General features: G+C 61.2%; 15 protein-coding genes. 11 read left to right on the top strand and 4 right to left on the bottom strand.

Annotation, left to right across the window (positions count from 1 at the left end; translation table 11 throughout):
- The first annotated feature begins 36 nt into the window (after positions 1-36).
- Entirely contained in the window at positions 37-723 is a 687-nt protein-coding gene (locus AM571_RS05165; RefSeq protein ID WP_074060486.1) for an ArsR/SmtB family transcription factor, read from the top strand.
- Positions 724-844: 121 nt separating this feature from the next.
- Positions 845-1,534, top strand: a complete 690-nt coding sequence (locus AM571_RS05160; protein ID WP_074060485.1) for an HAD family hydrolase — start codon at positions 845-847, stop codon at positions 1,532-1,534.
- 22 nt (positions 1,535-1,556) lie between these two features.
- Here the strand turns inward: AM571_RS05160 and AM571_RS05155 are convergent, their stop codons facing one another.
- Entirely contained in the window at positions 1,557-2,207 is a 651-nt protein-coding gene (locus AM571_RS05155; protein ID WP_196776325.1) for a hypothetical protein, read from the bottom strand.
- A gap of 205 nt (positions 2,208-2,412) precedes the next feature.
- Between AM571_RS05155 and thrC the strand changes: the two genes are divergently transcribed.
- From thrC to AM571_RS05135, 4 genes are read left to right on the top strand one after another with little or no spacing between them, the layout of a single operon-like run.
- Positions 2,413-3,804, top strand: coding sequence for a threonine synthase (thrC, locus tag AM571_RS05150; protein WP_420493367.1), 1,392 nt, complete (start codon positions 2,413-2,415; stop codon positions 3,802-3,804).
- 25 nt (positions 3,805-3,829) lie between these two features.
- Entirely contained in the window at positions 3,830-5,128 is a 1,299-nt protein-coding gene (locus tag AM571_RS05145) for a M16 family metallopeptidase (protein ID WP_074060482.1), read from the top strand.
- A 29-nt stretch (positions 5,129-5,157) separates the two neighbouring features.
- Positions 5,158-5,772, top strand: a complete 615-nt coding sequence (locus AM571_RS05140) for a GNAT family N-acetyltransferase (RefSeq protein WP_074060481.1) — start codon at positions 5,158-5,160, stop codon at positions 5,770-5,772.
- Positions 5,769-8,681, top strand: a complete 2,913-nt coding sequence (locus AM571_RS05135; protein ID WP_074060480.1) for a sensor domain-containing phosphodiesterase — start codon at positions 5,769-5,771, stop codon at positions 8,679-8,681. The genes AM571_RS05140 and AM571_RS05135 overlap by 4 nt, the downstream gene beginning before the upstream one ends.
- A gap of 157 nt (positions 8,682-8,838) precedes the next feature.
- Here the strand turns inward: AM571_RS05135 and AM571_RS05130 are convergent, their stop codons facing one another.
- Positions 8,839-9,924, bottom strand: coding sequence for a zinc-binding metallopeptidase family protein (locus tag AM571_RS05130; protein WP_074060479.1), 1,086 nt, complete (start codon positions 9,922-9,924; stop codon positions 8,839-8,841).
- Between the two features lie 134 nt (positions 9,925-10,058).
- Positions 10,059-10,664 (bottom strand): YqgE/AlgH family protein, encoded by a 606-nt coding sequence (locus AM571_RS05125; protein ID WP_074060478.1) that lies wholly within the window; start codon positions 10,662-10,664, stop codon positions 10,059-10,061.
- A 141-nt stretch (positions 10,665-10,805) separates the two neighbouring features.
- On the opposite strand from AM571_RS05125, the gene AM571_RS05120 reads away from it, so the two are divergent.
- The 3 genes from AM571_RS05120 (at position 10,806) to AM571_RS05110 (ending at position 12,923) form a co-directional block, all read left to right on the top strand.
- Positions 10,806-11,648: a protein-disulfide reductase DsbD domain-containing protein gene (locus AM571_RS05120; RefSeq protein WP_196776307.1), complete on the top strand. Its 843-nt coding sequence runs from the start codon at positions 10,806-10,808 to the stop codon at positions 11,646-11,648.
- A gap of 69 nt (positions 11,649-11,717) precedes the next feature.
- Positions 11,718-12,203, top strand: coding sequence for a peroxiredoxin (locus tag AM571_RS05115; protein ID WP_074060477.1), 486 nt, complete (start codon positions 11,718-11,720; stop codon positions 12,201-12,203).
- A gap of 282 nt (positions 12,204-12,485) precedes the next feature.
- Positions 12,486-12,923 carry a winged helix-turn-helix transcriptional regulator gene (locus tag AM571_RS05110; RefSeq protein ID WP_074060476.1) on the top strand — a complete coding sequence of 146 codons (438 nt, stop codon included), beginning with the start codon at positions 12,486-12,488 and terminating at the stop codon, positions 12,921-12,923.
- A gap of 221 nt (positions 12,924-13,144) precedes the next feature.
- Here AM571_RS05110 and AM571_RS05105 read toward each other — a convergent pair whose 3' ends face one another.
- A complete protein-coding gene (locus AM571_RS05105) occupies positions 13,145-13,627 on the bottom strand; it encodes a cupin domain-containing protein (RefSeq protein WP_074063077.1) in 483 nt (160 codons plus the stop codon).
- Between the two features lie 474 nt (positions 13,628-14,101).
- Here AM571_RS05105 and AM571_RS05100 point away from each other — a divergent pair, with 474 nt between their 5' ends.
- Both AM571_RS05100 and AM571_RS05095 read left to right on the top strand, forming a co-directional pair.
- A complete protein-coding gene (locus AM571_RS05100; protein ID WP_074060475.1) occupies positions 14,102-14,842 on the top strand; it encodes a metal ABC transporter ATP-binding protein in 741 nt (246 codons plus the stop codon).
- The gene (locus AM571_RS05095) at positions 14,839-15,711 is read left to right on the top strand and encodes a metal ABC transporter permease (protein ID WP_074060474.1); all 873 of its coding nucleotides are present in this window, start codon (positions 14,839-14,841) and stop codon (positions 15,709-15,711) included. The genes AM571_RS05100 and AM571_RS05095 overlap by 4 nt, the downstream gene beginning before the upstream one ends.
- The last annotated feature ends 13 nt before the right edge of the window (positions 15,712-15,724 follow it).

Raw genomic sequence — 15,724 nt, 5'->3', positions numbered from 1 at the left:
ATTGCGCGACCACAATGCTTCGGTTACGATCGAAGTATGAAAGAAGGACCGGATATTGCCCAGATCGGAGCGCTGATCGGCGATCCAGCACGCGCCAACATGCTGGCTGCGCTGTCAAGCGGACGGGCCTTGACGGCAACCGAGCTTGCGGCAGTCGGCGGCATCACCTTGCAGACGGCAAGCACGCATCTCGCCAAGCTCGAAACCGGCGGCCTGCTTACCCAGCGAAAGCAGGGTCGTCACCGCTATTTCAAACTTGCAGACGAAGCAACTGCCCTTTTGATCGAGACCATGATGGGTTTTGCTGCAAGCCGCGGACATCTGCGCCACCAGCCGGGTCCGAAGGAACCGGCGCTGCGCAAGGCACGCATCTGCTACGACCATCTGGCCGGCGATTACGGCGTGCGCATGCTCGACAGTCTCGTGGCTTCGGGTGCGATCGAGGCAATCGGCGAAGGATTGGCGGTCACCCCGAAAGGCGAGAGCCGGCTCCAATGCATCGGCATAGATGTCTCCGGCCTCAGAGCGTCCCGCCGGCCGCTCTGCCGCTCATGTCTCGACTGGAGCGAACGCCGCGCGCATCTGGCCGGCAGTCTCGGCAAGGCGCTGCTTTCGACTTTCTTCGACAGGGGTTGGGCGCGGCGGACGGCGGAAAGCCGCACCGTGAACTTTTCGCCCCAAGGCGAGCAGCAGTTCCTGTCACTCTTTCCGCTGGAAGCCTGAGCTGCCAAAACGTCAGCCGCGAGCTGCCCGCGCGGCGCATTCCAGACATGCCGGCGTACCGGTTGAGCTTTCGACGGCCATCGTGTAAGTCCGCATCATCCCCAACAAGGCTTGAGAGTACATGGACGGCTTCGACCTCATTATCTTCGACTGCGACGGCGTTCTGGTCGATTCCGAAATCATTGCGGCGGATGTGGAGTCCAAGCTTCTGACTGACGCAGGCTATCCGATCAGTGGCGAAGAGATGGCGGAGCGCTTCGCAGGCATGACCTGGAAGAACATTCTTCTGCAGGTGGAACGCGAAGCGAGCATTCCACTTTCCGCCTCGCTGCTCGACAAATCCGAAAAGCTGCTCGACCTGCGCCTCGAACAGGACGTCCAGGCGATTCCAGGTGTCGAGTTCGCCATCTCGCGCCTTGCCTTGAAGCGTTGCGTCTGCTCGAATTCCAGCACGCACCGGCTCGACATGATGCTCGGAAAGGTGGGGCTGAAAAAGCTGTTTGATCCCAACGTCTTTTCCGCAAAAGATCTCGGGCCGGATCGCGTCAAGCCGAAGCCGGACATCTTCTTGCATGGCGCCGAAAAGATGGGCGTCTCGCCGTCGAAGACCGTCGTCGTCGAAGATTCAGTCCATGGCGTCCATGCGGCACGCGATGCCGGTATGCGCGTCATCGGCTTCACCGGCGCATCGCATACCTATTCCTCGCACGCCGACCGCCTGACGGATGCCGGAGCGGAGACGGTCATCTCGCGGATGAAGGACCTGCCGGAAGTCGTTGCCGCTCTTTCGGAATGGGCTGGCGTCTTCTGAAAAAGGGGGCCGGCGCCGGCTCTTAGCTGCTCTTCTTGGTCTTTGCAGCCGGGCCCTGATCGAAACCGACATTGACGCGGACCAGCGCGCCGGAGCCGACGGGCAGCTTGAAGCCGTCCTTGCGGAAGAGGACCTGGGCGGCCGTCTGCCCCGCCGGAATTTCGGCAGTAAACGGAACCACTTCCGTCGTAACCACATCCTGGCCGTCGAAGGCGGTAATCCGGACCGGCAGCGTAATGCGGCCGGGGCCGCCGGCCGGGCCGGCGATCAGGCGGATCTGCGCCACGATCGTCATCGTCAGGTTCTGTTCGTTCAGCGTGCACTGACGCGTGTAGTCGCCGATTGCCGCCTGATGGACGATCTGGCTGTTGTCACCCGTCTTGCCTTTGGCATAGGTGCGGAAGATCGCGTCCTGATCCTTCATGTAGATCTGCGGGCAGGAGCCCTGGACGACCGGCTGCGCAGTACCTTGGACGTTGGTCGCTGTGCCGATCGGCTTGTCGCTGGAAGATGGATTGGCGGGAGCAAGCGGCATGATCTGGGCATTGCCGTTTGGCTGCGCAGGCGCTTCGGCAGACTTGCCTTCACCGCCGACGCCCAGGGAATTGCAGCTGGCAAGAAGAGCGGCGACTGATACGGAAACGATGAGACGCGAGACTTTGCCGAACACGATTATTCCACCCTCTTACAAAGTTTCTGGCAGGCCCGAAGTCTTGCTTGCAGGGCCTTTCGTGACAGTTTGCGATGGTCTATATCAGCGGCGCAAAGAAAAATCGATTGGGTAGAACCGTTTTGACGCACATTTCGATCTGCTGCAATTCAGCCGCCGGGCTCCTCTATCCGGATTTCCTCCGGCCATAACCTCAAGGATGAAGAACGTGGACTATATCTCGACCCGCGGCGAGGCCCCATCTCTCGGCTTTTGCGATGCGTTGCTGACGGGTCTTGCGCGCGATGGCGGCCTTTATGTCCCGCGGCAATGGCCGCATTTCTCCAAGAAGGAGATCCGAGCGCTGCGCGGCAAGAGCTACCAGGAGATCGCCTTTACGATCCTGTCGCCCTTTACGAACGACGAAATTCCCGCCTCCACGTTCCGGGCGATGATCGACGAAGCTTATGGCACTTTCCGCCATCCGGCGATCGCTCCGCTCGTGCAGACGGGACAAAACAGCTTCGTCATGGAGCTTTTCCACGGCACCACGCTCGCCTTCAAGGACGTGGCAATGCAGCTTCTGGCACGCCTGATGGACTATGCGCTGGAAAAGCGCGGCGAGCGGGCTACGATCATCGGCGCAACCTCGGGAGATACGGGTGGTGCGGCCATCGACGCCTTCGCCGGCCGCGAGCGCACCGATATATTCATACTCTTCCCGCACGGCAAGGTCTCGCCGGTGCAGCAGCGGCAGATGACGACATCAACGGCTCCCAATGTTCACGCGCTGGCGGTCAAGGGCAATTTCGACGACTGCCAGAACCTCGTCAAGGCGATGTTCAACGACGCCGCCTTCCGGCAAAAGGTTCGCCTTTCCGGTGTCAACTCGATCAACTGGGCACGCATCATGGCCCAGATCGTCTATTACTTCACGACGGCGATCGCACTCGGTGGACCGGATCGTAAGGTTTCGTTTACCGTACCGACCGGCAATTTTGGCGACATCTTCGCTGGCTACGCGGCCAAACGCATGGGCCTGCCGATCGGCAAGCTGGTGATCGCGACCAACGAGAACGACATCCTCGCCCGCACGATGAAGACCGGCCGCTACGACATGAAGGAGGTCAAGGCCACGACTTCGCCGTCGATGGACATCCAGATTTCCTCGAATTTCGAGCGCCTGCTTTTCGAAGCCTATGATCGGGACGCTTCCAAGGTGCGCCACGCAATGGACAGCCTGAAGCAGTCGAATGGATTCGAGATCGCGCCGGAGGCGCTTGCCGCCATCAAGAAGGACTTCCGCGCCGGTCGCGCCAGCGAGAAGCAGGTGGCGCAGACGATCAAGAATACCTACGCCGCCACCGGCTATCTTCTCGATCCGCATTCGGCAATCGGCGCCTTCGTTGCCGCCAAGCACGACAAGCCGAACACGCCGATGGTGACGCTTGCGACCGCGCACCCGGCAAAATTCCCCGCCGCGGTAAAATCCGCCTCCGGTATTGACCCGACGCTTCCGACGTGGCTTGCTGGTCTGATGCTTAAGGAGGAGCGCTTCCAAGTCGTCGATCCGGAACTTAAGGCCGTTGAAGGTTTCATCAGCAAGCACACCCGGACGTGATGCGGCAGGCGCAGAAAGATAGCCAATGACAGTTGAGTGCACCCGGCTCAAATCCGGGCTGACAGTAGTAACCCAGACCATGCCGCATCTTGAAAGCGTCGCTCTGGGTGTCTGGATAAAATCGGGTTCGCGCAACGAAACGGAAGACGAGCATGGTATAGCCCACCTGCTCGAACACATGGCGTTCAAGGGTACCGCTCGTCGCTCGGCCCGCGACATCGCCGAGGAAATCGAGGATGTAGGCGGCGAAGTGAACGCTGCCACCTCGACTGAAACGACGTCCTACTACGCCCGCGTGCTGAAGGATTACGTACCGCTTGCCGTCGATATCCTCGCCGACATTCTGACCGAATCGGCCTTCGAGGAAGACGAGCTCGAACGCGAGAAGCAGGTGATCCTGCAGGAGATCAATGCGGCAAACGATACGCCCGACGACGTGGTCTTCGACAAGTTTTCCGAGATCGCCTATCGCAACCAGACGCTTGGCCGCGCCATCCTCGGCACGCCCGAGACCGTCGTCTCCTTCTCGCCGCAACAGATTCGCAACTATCTCGGCCGCAACTATACGACCGATCGGATGTTCGTCGTTGCCGCCGGCGCAGTCGATCACGACGAATTCGTGCGCATGGTGGAAGAACGCTTCGCGAGCCTGCCGACCGCGCCAAGCGCTCCACCGGTTATCGAGACCGCCCGCTATATCGGAGGCAGCGTGCGCGAGACGCGCGACCTGATGGACGCGCAGATCCTGCTCGGTTTCGAGGGCAAGGCCTATCATGCCCGCGACTTCTACTGTTCGCAGATCCTTGCCAACATCCTCGGCGGCGGCATGTCTTCCCGCCTCTTCCAGGAGGTGCGCGAAATTCGCGGCCTCTGCTATTCGATCTATGCCTTCCACTGGGGCTTTTCCGACACCGGCATCTTCGGCATCCATGCCGCAACCGGCGGCGAAAACCTTCCCGAACTCGTACCGGTGATCATTGACGAGTTGCATAAGTCTGCCGGCTTCATCGAGCAGAAGGAGATCGAGCGCGCCCGCGCGCAGATTCGCGCCCAGCTTCTGATGGGACAGGAAAGCCCTGCGGCCCGCGCCGGCCAGATCGCCCGCCAGATGATGCTCTACGGCGGCCCGATCTCCAATCAGGAAATGATGGAACGGCTCGAGGGCATCACGGTCGAGCGTCTCACCGACCTCGCCGGCCGCCTGTTCTTCGACACTGTGCCGACGCTTTCGGCAATCGGCCCGCTGGAGCAACTGGCACCGACGGAGGCTATCGTCGCCTCGCTGTCCGCTCCCCAGCCGCAGTCGAAAACTGCAAGCCGCTGAGCCCTCGTTCCATCTGCCGGGAGTGATCGATGCCAAAATCGGTTTTTCGATTCCTGTCGCGGCAGCCGGAGGCGGTGGAACTCGAGAACGACCGCTATGCGCTGAGGCTTCCGCGCTATCAGGATTTCAACCAGTGGCACAAGCTGCGCTCGGCCAGCCGCAAGTTCCTGGAGCCCTGGGAACCGACATGGCGTCGCGACGAGCTGACAGAGGGCGCCTATCGCGCCCGCGTCATCCGCGGCAAGCAGGAATACGCGTCGGGCCAGGCGATCCCGCTGTTCCTGTTCCTGAAACCGGACATGGAACTGCTTGGCGGGATCACCATCGGCTATATCCGCCGCGGCGCGGCGCAGAGCTGCATGATCGGCTACTGGATGGGCGAGAAACACGCCGGTCAAGGCCATATGTTCGCCGCACTTCAGTTGGTTATACCCTATATCTTCGCAGGGCTTGAGTTGCACCGTATCGAGGCAGCCTGTATTCCGGAGAACGCACGAAGCATTCGCCTGCTCGAGAAAGCCGGGTTTCACCGGGAAGGCTATCTGCGCGGATACTTGAAAATAAACGGTCAGTGGCATGATCACGTGATGTATTCACTGCTTGCCACCGATACGGATAGAGGCAGGAAAACCGACAGCCGATGACCACGAACCGCATGCTGCCAAAATCACCGTCCGGCCGATTGATCGCGGTGATCGCAGCTCTTTTCCTGTCGATGCTTGCGTTGGCTGCAGGCGTTGCGCAGGCGGCGGAACCCGTGAAGATTTCCCGCGACGACACCGCGCTCGATTTGACCGCGACGACGGAAATCTATGCCAATCAGGGCGAGGCATTCCAGGTCTCGACGGCCGCAGGCGCAGATGGCATCCGCCGGCGCATCGAGGTGCGTGCCAGCTCCGAAAACCACCAGGGCGACTGGGCCGTCTTTGCGCTCGCCAATGTCTCGGAAGAGCAGCTCGAGCGCGTCATCGTCGCTCCGCATTTCCGCCTCGTGAATTCCAAGCTTTTCTGGCCGGACCTCGGCTCGCAGCGGATCATGGCGATTACCCCCAGCGAGGGCTTTGCGCTCGACCGTCAGCCGAGCGACGAAGCCGATGTCTTCCGCATCACTCTGAACCCCGGCGCTGTCATCACCTTCGTCGCCGAGCTTGCGACGCCCGACCTGCCGCAGATCTACCTGTGGGAGCCGGACGCCTACAAGGACACCATCAACGCCTTCACGCTCTACCGCGGCATCGTGCTCGGGATCGCCGGCCTTCTGGCCGTGTTCCTGACGATCCTCTTCGTGGTCAAGGGAACCTCGATGCTGCCGGCAACGGCCGCACTTGCCTGGGCAGTGCTCGGCTACATCTGCGTCGACTTCGGTTTCCTCGGCAAACTCGTCAGCGTCGCCTCGGCGGACCAGCGGATATGGCGCGCCTGCGCGGAAGTGGCGCTGGCGTCGAGTTTCGTGATCTTCCTGTTCACCTATCTGAACCTCAACCGCTGGCACACCCATCTCGGCTATGCGACGCTTGCCTGGGTGCTCGGCCTCGCTTTGCTCTTCGGCGTCGCGATCTATGATCCGTCGATCGCCTCCGGTATTGCTCGGCTTTCCTTCGCGCTGACGGCGACGATGGGCATCGTGCTCATCATCTATCTCGGCTTGAACCGCTACGACCGCGCCATCTTGCTGGTGCCTGCCTGGGCGCTGATCCTGGTGTGGATATTCGGAGCCTGGCTGACCGTGACCGGCCGGCTCGACAACGACATCATTCAGCCGGCGCTCGGCGGCGGCCTCGTCCTCATCGTTCTGCTGATGGGTTTTACGGTGATGCAGCACGCCTTTGCGGGCGGTGCCTTTCAGCAGGGTCTGTTTTCCGATCTCGAACGCCAGTCGCTGGCGCTGACCGGCTCCGGCGACATGGTGTGGGACTGGGACGTGGCGCGCGACCGCGTCGTCACCATTCCGGATGTCTCCATCAAGCTTGGCTTGTCGCCGGGGACCATGCATGGCGCCGCCCGCAACTGGCTGCCGCGGCTTCACCCGGACGACCGCGATCGATTCCGCGCGACGCTGGACGTGCTGCTCGAACATCGTCGCGGACGGTTGAACCACGAGTTCCGCATCCGCGCCGAGGACGGGCATTTCCACTGGCTGCTGATCCGCGCGCGGCCGGTGCTCGGCTCGAACGGCGAAATCATCCGCTGCGTCGGCACGATCGTTGACGTCACCGAGCAGAAGAATTCCGTCGAGCGACTGCTGCACGACGCATTGCACGACAATCTTACTGGCCTGCCGAACCGTCAGCTCTTCATCGACCGCCTGCAATCGGTGCTGGCGCTGGCGCCCGGCGGCGAAACGCTCCGGCCGACGGTGATGGTGATCGATATCGACCGCTACAAGCTGGTGAACGATTCGCTTGGCGTTGCAGCCGGCGATAACATTCTGATTGCGCTGACCCGCCGCCTGCGTCGTCTGCTGAAGCCGCAGGATACGCTGGCGCGCCTTGCGGGCGACCAGTTCGGTCTCATTCTCGTTTCCGAGCGCGATCCGGCGAAGGTCGCCGATTTTGCCGATGCCGTCAGCAAGGCGATCATGGTGCCGATCAACTTCGGCAATCGAGAAATCATCCTGACGGCCTCGATCGGTCTCACCTCCTGGGTAGACCAGCAGGAAAACGCAGCCGGAATGCTGAGCGATGCCGAACTTGCCATGTATCGCGCCAAGCGCGCCGGCGGCAACCGTGTCGAACCCTTCCGCCCCGCCTTCCGCGACTTCGGTGCCGACCGCCTCCAGCTCGAATCCGATCTCCGCCGAGCCATCGAGCGCAAGGAGCTCTCGATGGTCTATCAGCCGATCGCGCGGCTGGAGGATGTCGAGATTGCCGGGTTCGAGGCGCTGATGCGCTGGGAGCATCCGAAGCGCGGCAACATCCCGCCGTCTGAGTTCATCCCGATCGCCGAGGCGTCGGACATCATCGGCCCGCTCGGCATGTTCGCGCTCGAACAGGCGACCAGCGACCTGATGGCCTGGCAGAACCAGACCGGCGAGCTGCCTATCTTCGTCTCGATCAATCTGTCGAGCGTTCAGCTCCTCAACAACGAACTCTATGACGACGTGCGTTCGGTTCTTTCGAAAACCCATTGCCAGCCGTCGCGCCTGAAGCTGGAGCTGACGGAATCGATGGTCATGGAAAATCCGGAACAGGCGCGGCTCGTGCTGCAGAAGCTCAAGGAAGCTGGCCTCGGACTGGCGCTCGACGATTTCGGCACCGGATACTCGTCGCTTGCCTATCTGACCCGCTTCCCCTTCGACACGATCAAGATCGACAAAGCGCTCGTTCGCGATGACAGCGACAAGAAGGCAACCATCCTGAGGTCGGTCATCTCCATGGCGCGCGAGCTGGGGATGCAGGTGGTCGCCGAAGGAATCGAGTCCAATGAGGATGCCATCGAGCTCGCCAAGATGGGCTGCAGCTACGGGCAAAGCTACCTCTTCGGCCCGCCCATGGGCTCCGATTCGGTGCTGCGCCTGCTGAAGGAACGCTTTCCACTGACGAAACGGGCTTAGGCTTACAATCAGGCGCGGCAACGACCCTACCCCGTCATCTCCCGAGGGGGCGGGGAAACCGGGATGCCCGCTGCCTTTTCGATGGTCCGAGAGCTTTGCAAGCGTCAACCCCATGCACCTTCTGCCTCGGGGAAGGATGCCGGCAGGCGGATGAGGGCTATGCCGCAGCCTTTCGCGACATCGCACTGGCGAGCTGAATGAGCTTGTGCAGATATTCCAGCTTCGCGACGACAGCCTGCGACAGCACGAAAGGATAGGAATCCGGCTGGCCCATGCTGCGCTGAATAGCGTTGATTGCCACACTGAGCGGAACCCAGGCGCTGATGAGCTGTTCGGCGCTTTGCGCCCTGTAGGGATCGAAATCCACTTCCGAGGCCATTTCCTCATGGCCGCGGGGATCGATGGCGATGCCGAAGGCGCGTGCCGTTTCCAGCGTATCAACGATATGGAGGTAGTGCGCGAAGCACTCGGCAAAATCTTCCCACGGATGCGAGGATGCATAAGCGCTGATGAAGCTCTCCTGCCAGCCGAAGGGTGGACCGCTGGCATAATGGTTCTGAAGGGCTGCACCGTAATCCTGTCGTTCGTCGCCGAAGACGGCGCGGAAGGCATCCAAGCCGTTCCTGTCCCGCACCAGCTTGTTCCAGACGAAGTGGCCAGCCTCATGGCGGAAGTGGCCGAGCAGCGTGCGGTAAGGCTCGTTCATCATGGTGCGCGCTTGTTCGCGGGTGGCGTCGTCGGCTTCCGCCGCACGGATGGCGATCAGGCCCTCCTCATGCCCGGTCATCGCGGGAAGGATATTGCCGTCGGTCTGAACCGTATCTTCGAGGAAATCGAAAACGAGGCCGCCGACGGGATCCTCCTGGCGATCCGGATGGGGCAGGTTCCAGCGCAGCAGCGAATAGAACAGATGGCGCTGCGCCTGGCTGATGCGGCGCCAGCGGGCGATGCCGTCCTGTGTTCCGGTATTCGGCACCAGCCTGTTGTGGCGGCAGGCGATGCAGAAATCATGCGCGTCCTCATCGGACAGCAGCCAGTTGCAGATATCGAGACCGGCATTGGCGCAGAAGCGGATCTGGCGCTCCGGACGTGCGACGAGCTGCCACTGCATTTCGTCGCGCGGCTCGAGCGCGTGCACGGAGAGATCGCCAGGCAGGAAGCCGAGGCGATGATTGCAGCGGACGCAATGGCGGTTGTCGAAGTGGACGACCTGGTCGCAATTATCGCAGGCAAAGAGCCTCATGATTTACCTCGACGAATGGTGACGAACCAAAATGCCTGCTGCGCAGCGCGCAACAGGCATTTCGGCCGCGCGCCGTCTGGCACGCTTGCCGGAAGAAAACGTCACGTCAACGAAATCGTTCCTGGATTAAGATATCACGCATGCCCGGCTTCGGCGGAGAGCATGGCGGCCGTGATGCCCATGCCCGCGAGAGCGCGCTCGTACTTGTCATCGAGATTGCGGTCGAAGATCAGCGCCTCGTTGGCAGCGCAGGTCAACCAGCCGTTGCTGGCGACTTCCATTTCCAGCTGGCCCGCACCCCAGGAGGAATATCCGAGCATCATCATGGCCCTCTTCGGCCCGCCGCCCTTGGAAATCGCACGGACGATGTCGAGCGTCGCCGTCAGGCAGATATCGTCGCTGATCGGAATGCTGGATTCGCTTATATAATCATCGGAATGCAGCACGAAGCCGCGGCCGCTTTCCACGGGTCCGCCTGTCTGGATCGGGAAATCCCGCGCATGCTCCGGCAGAACAATCGGCTCCTGGTCGTTGACCATTTCGAGATGCAGCAGCACGTCCGTGAAGGTGAGGCTTTGGGGGCGGTTGATGATGAAGCCCATGGCACCAGCATCGGAATGGGCGCAGATATAGATGACCGTGCGAAAGAAGTTGCTATCTTCCATGCCCGGCATCGCAATCAGGAACTGCCCGTCGAAAAAGCCGCGTTCCCGTCTGTTTTTCAGCGTGGATAAGGACATACTTCCTCCTGCTGCCAGACCGCTACCAACAGCCTTATAAGAGGAACATGGGGCAATGCCGCAGATCAATCAACTGAAAATGAAGAATTAGATGGCCGAACTTCTGGCAGCGAAAGGCGTTTTTCGTTAAACCGTTGTTCCATGACGATTATTTTTCGCAGGTTTCGCCAGTTTCTGAACGCCGCCATCTGCGCCGCCGCGCTGGCCAGTTCGCTCGGGCCGGCGCGCGCCGAGATGAGCGGCTGGATCGACAATGTGGGCGGCCGGATGCGGCTGGTCGCGCTGCCGCCCGGCCACGACGGCACGATACACGGTGCGCTGCAGATCGAGCCGAAGCCCGGCTGGATCACCTATTGGCGCGAGCCGGGCAACAGCGGCATACCACCCCAGATCACGGTCGCCCCGGAAAGCGGCATCACGCTGACGGCAATACGCTATCCCGTGCCAAAACATCTCGTCGACGGCACGATAGACGACATCGCCTATGACGGGCCCGTTTCGCTGCCGTTGACCTTCTCGGCAAAAGGCGCCTCCCGGCCGCTCGAACTGAAGGCGAGCGCGTTCATCGGCATCTGCAAGGATATCTGCATTCCGTTTCAGGCCGAATTCACACTTCCCATCGGGCCCGCCAATCAGTCGCGGCCCGAAGAGGAGGCAATCTTGAAGAATGCCGAGGCCTCCCTGCCGGAAAAGCCGTCGTCGCAGTTCAAGGTGATTTCTCACAAGTTCTCCGAGGATATGAAAGAGCTCTGGCTGCAGGTTGCCTTGCCTGATGGCGGCGACACCGCGCCGGAGGTGATCCTTACGGGGCCAAACGGATATGCCTTCACCAGGAAGCTGATGAGCAAGCGCGACGGAAGGATTTTTTCAACGTCGATCGCCGTCGACAAGCTGCCGAAGAACCACGAGATCGCCCGCAAAAGCTGGAGCGTTCTGATCATCGACGGCGGCCGCGCCATGGAGACGCTGCTTGCCTTTGACTGACCGGCTCTTATAGTCGGCTGCAACCCCGCGGCTGCCCCCGCCGCAATCATAAACACCGAGGAGAATCTCATGACCATCGCGATCGGCGATAAGCTTCCTGCCGCCACGTTCAAGGAAAAGACGGCCGACGGACCGGTCGAAGTTTCGACGGATCAGCTCTTCAAGGGCAAGCGTGTCGTGCTTTTTGCCGTACCCGGCGCCTTCACGCCGACTTGCTCGCTGAACCACCTGCCGGGCTATCTCGAAAACCGCGATTCCATTCTTGCCAAGGGCGTGGACGATATCGCCGTTCTCTCCGTCAACGACTGGCACGTCATGGGCGCCTGGGCCGAACAGTCCGGTGGCATGGGCAAGATCCACTTCCTCGCCGACTGGGACGCCGGCTTCACCAAGGCGCTCGGCCTGGACGCTGACCTTTCCGCCGGCGGCCTCGGCGTCCGCTCCAAGCGCTATTCGATGCTCGTCGAAGACGGTGTCGTCAAATCCCTGAACGTCGAAGAGAGCCCCGGCCAAGCCACGATCTCAGGGGCGGCCACGATGATAGAGCAGCTCTGAGGCAGCGGCCAGAAGGCGTGGAGAGGCGACCGGACCCGGCCGCTTCAAAGCGGTAAGCGTTCTATTGGCGCAGGTGCTTGCCGCCCTGCCGGTATTCCCGGTGGCGAACACGCGATAGCCAGGCGCTTTGGCCGTTGCCGGTCCAATTGCCTGATGATGCGCCTGTGACCGGGGCTCCGCCACGTTGCGTCTTGCACGTACTTCAATTTCCCTGCTACGGGGTGGACTGTCTGTCACCATGATGTTACTATCATTCCGAAAGTAACTCGCTATCGAATTGCTATGAACAATCAGAATCTTCTAGACGAGCCGTGCCCCATCGCGCGCAGCCTGGCATTTATCGGCGACGCGTGGAGCATGTTGATTCTCAGGGATGCGAATGCGGGCCTCACTCGTTTTGACGAGTTCCGCAAAAGTCTCGGCATTGCACCCACGATCCTGACACGTCGTCTCGCGATGCTGACGGAGGAGGGCTTGCTGGAAAAGCGGCGCTACTTGGATCGGCCCCCGCGAGAAGAATACGTGCTGACGGCTGCCGGACGCGACTTTCTACCGGTGCTCTTCATGATCGGCGCATGGGGATGCAAGTACCGCGGCGGCGGCAAGCTGACACGGTTTGTGGACGCTGAAGCTGGAACGGAGATTGATCCCATCGCCGTGGATGGCGTTACCGGCGCACGGATCGGGTCTCGGGCGATACGCGTTGTCAAGCCGGAATGATTTCAGGCATGGCTTATCCCGTTCGCACAGGTAAGCCCTTCTAATAGTATATTACGTGCGAGTCCGGAACGGTGATGCTGAAAATCCGACTTCGGGCGAGCATGAAAGTTTTGATCGAACTCGAACCCGAGCCAAGTCGTCAGCCGGGTAGTTGTGTCCACTGGACAATTTCTCGATAATCGGCAGTAACTCCGGCCTTTTCCGGCCCTTGGCGGAATAGGTCAGCTCTGATCCAAGCCTGCCAATCCGAGAGCCAGCGTCATATCATTGATGATCCCTAGACGCGCTTCGATCACTGCGATTTTCTCGGGGGTGTCGGCACAAGAAGCCTCGATGTCGATAAACAATTGCTCGCAACCACCAGGGGTGACGGTGCCGAACATCTGGCCGGGTTCGTCGCTTATATTTCGCCAACCGTGTCGCACATGTGGTGGCAGAACGACGACAGTTCCTGGAGGTGCGTCGAACTCCTCGTCACCGCATTGGAAACGATATAGTCCACGGACCACGCGAAAGACTTCAGTCTCTCGCGTGTGAGTGTGGGGAGCCGGGCCTTGACCCGGCGGAGTGAAGGTTTCCCACATTCCGACAGTGCCTCCAGTCTCTGCGGCCGTGGCATGAATTACAATCTTTGCACCAAAAGGCGTCTTTGCTATGCGCTCCTTGCCAGGCAAAGAGACAACTGCATTCCGGAAAGGTGACATGGCCAGCTCCTCGTCGGTTGCAATCCATATAGCATAGCACTGGAAGGTGGTTAATCCGGTGAGAGCCGCTTCGTTCGTGGCAAGTGCCCCCGAATTTTGACGTCGCTGCTGATGGCTCGTCATAGGTCGGAGGGGCGAAGCTCTCGGCGCCCAGGCCCTCGAAGCGCTCCATCCATTGGCCCCTCCTCCCGCGCATTCTGGGAAATATCGAAATCGTCTAGGTGTGGCTTTTGCAGCATGACAGGGCGAGCCCTTTTTCGCGGTGCGTATTTTTCGGCCGGCTCGCCAATGCCGTCAATTTGCCATATTCGTTATAACATAACTGTAACGTTATTACATTCATGAACTATCCTCTATGAAGAGATTGCCTTTCGTGTCCGGTCTGCTCCTGCCCTCCGCCGTTTCGCGTGTCGCCTGCGTGCTCATCCTCGTCGGTGTGCTCTGGACGGCGATCCATTGGGCTATTGTCCTGCCATGAGCGGCGCGTTGATCACGCTCGACAACCTGACCGTCGCCTATGATCGCCACCCGGCAGTGCATCATGTTTCCGGCTCCATTCTCGCCGGCAGCCTGACGGCGATCGCGGGACCAAACGGCGCAGGTAAATCGACGCTTCTGAAAGCCATCATGGGCGAGCTGCGGCCGGCCGAGGGGCGGATTTCTCATAAGCTGCAGCGCACCGATTTCGGCTACCTGCCGCAAGCGGCTGAAATTAACCGGCGCTTTCCGATCTCGGTCTTCGACGCCGTGCTTTTCGGTGCGTGGCGAAGCAGCGGCGCCTTCGGACGCGTGTTGGCCCATGAGGCCGACAAGGCCCGCGAAGCGCTTTGCGCAGTCGGCCTCGAGGGTTTCGAGAAACGCCATATCGGCTCTTTGTCGGCCGGGCAGTTCCAACGCGTGCTCTTTGCCCGGCTGCTGCTGCAGGATGCCAAGCTCATGCTGCTCGACGAGCCGTTCACGGCCATCGACGCCCGCACGACAAAGGACCTGCTCGATATCGTCGCGCGCTGGCACGGCTGCGGGCGGACCGTCGTTGCGGTGCTGCACGATTTCGACCAGGTGCGGGCGCATTTCCCGCAGACGCTGCTGATCGCGCGGACTCTGATCGGCTGGGGGCCGACCGGCCACGTGATGTCGCCCGCCAATCTCCTCAAGGCGCGTGCCATGGCCGAGCGCTGGGACGAGGATGCAAGACCCTGCGAGCCTGCGGCATGACGGCCTACGACATCTTCCTCGCGCCGTTTGCCGATTACGGTTTCATGCGCCGCGCACTCGTCGCCTGCCTCTGCCTTGGTCTCGGCGCCGGCCCGATCGGCGTCTTCCTCATGCTGCGGCGCATGAGCCTGATGGGCGATGCGATGAGTCATGCCGTGCTGCCGGGTGCGGCGATCGGCTACCTGGTTGCGGGATCGCTGTCGCTGACTGCCATGGGCATCGGCGGCCTCATCGCCGGGCTCTCCGTCGCGCTGCTTTCCGGCATCGTCAGCCGAACGACGGCGCTGCAGGAGGATGCCAGCTTCGCAAGCTTCTATCTCGCCTCGCTGGCGCTCGGCGTGCTGATCGTTTCGCTGCGCGGATCGAATATCGACCTGCTGCATGTGCTCTTCGGCACCGTTCTGGCGATCGACGCTCCTTCTCTCCTCCAGATCGGGGCGATCACCTCGGTCACGCTCGTCGTTCTCGCCGCCATATACCGGCCGCTGGTGGCCGAATGCTTCGACCCAGGGTTCCTCAAAGCCGTCGGCGGCCGCGGACCTGTCTATCATGTGCTTTTCCTGCTGCTCGTCGTGCTCAACCTCGTCGCCAGCTTCCAGGCCCTCGGCACGCTGATGGCCGTTGGGCTGATGATGCTGCCAGCGGTAATCGCACAGCTCTGGTCACGCCGCCTGCCATCGATGATGGCGATCGCGGTGATCAGCGCCACCTTCTCCGGCTATCTCGGCCTTGTCGCCTCCTACCATCTCGAGCTCGCCTCCGGTCCGACCATCATCATGACGGCGGCGGCAATCTACGTGCTTTCCATCCTCCTCGCGCCGGCGGGCCTTGCCCGGCGCCTCTTTCCCCGCCCGCGTCTTTCGGGCTGAACCCAAGGAGACT

The organism is Rhizobium etli 8C-3 (genome assembly GCF_001908375.1).
Lineage (GTDB): Bacteria > Pseudomonadota > Alphaproteobacteria > Rhizobiales > Rhizobiaceae > Rhizobium > Rhizobium etli_B.
Note: the sequence above shows the minus strand (reverse complement) of the source record. Positions and strands in the feature narration are given on the sequence as shown.

What these genes read in the sequence shown, in the direction of transcription:
- AM571_RS05165 (WP_074060486.1), top strand. Translation starts at nt 37, where the DNA reads ATGAAAGAAGGACCGGATATTGCCCAGATCGGAGCGCTGATCGGCGAT.
- AM571_RS05115 (WP_074060477.1), top strand. Translation starts at nt 11,718, where the DNA reads ATGACCATCGCGATCGGCGATAAGCTTCCTGCCGCCACGTTCAAGGAA.
- AM571_RS05135 (WP_074060480.1), top strand. Translation starts at nt 5,769, where the DNA reads ATGACCACGAACCGCATGCTGCCAAAATCACCGTCCGGCCGATTGATC.
- AM571_RS05100 (WP_074060475.1), top strand. Translation starts at nt 14,102, where the DNA reads ATGAGCGGCGCGTTGATCACGCTCGACAACCTGACCGTCGCCTATGAT.
- AM571_RS05130 (WP_074060479.1), bottom strand. Translation starts at nt 9,924, where the DNA reads ATGAGGCTCTTTGCCTGCGATAATTGCGACCAGGTCGTCCACTTCGAC.
- AM571_RS05110 (WP_074060476.1), top strand. Translation starts at nt 12,486, where the DNA reads ATGAACAATCAGAATCTTCTAGACGAGCCGTGCCCCATCGCGCGCAGC.
- AM571_RS05105 (WP_074063077.1), bottom strand. Translation starts at nt 13,627, where the DNA reads ATGTCACCTTTCCGGAATGCAGTTGTCTCTTTGCCTGGCAAGGAGCGC.
- AM571_RS05140 (WP_074060481.1), top strand. Translation starts at nt 5,158, where the DNA reads ATGCCAAAATCGGTTTTTCGATTCCTGTCGCGGCAGCCGGAGGCGGTG.
- AM571_RS05120 (WP_196776307.1), top strand. Translation starts at nt 10,806, where the DNA reads ATGACGATTATTTTTCGCAGGTTTCGCCAGTTTCTGAACGCCGCCATC.
- AM571_RS05125 (WP_074060478.1), bottom strand. Translation starts at nt 10,664, where the DNA reads ATGTCCTTATCCACGCTGAAAAACAGACGGGAACGCGGCTTTTTCGAC.
- AM571_RS05145 (WP_074060482.1), top strand. Translation starts at nt 3,830, where the DNA reads ATGACAGTTGAGTGCACCCGGCTCAAATCCGGGCTGACAGTAGTAACC.
- AM571_RS05160 (WP_074060485.1), top strand. Translation starts at nt 845, where the DNA reads ATGGACGGCTTCGACCTCATTATCTTCGACTGCGACGGCGTTCTGGTC.
- AM571_RS05095 (WP_074060474.1), top strand. Translation starts at nt 14,839, where the DNA reads ATGACGGCCTACGACATCTTCCTCGCGCCGTTTGCCGATTACGGTTTC.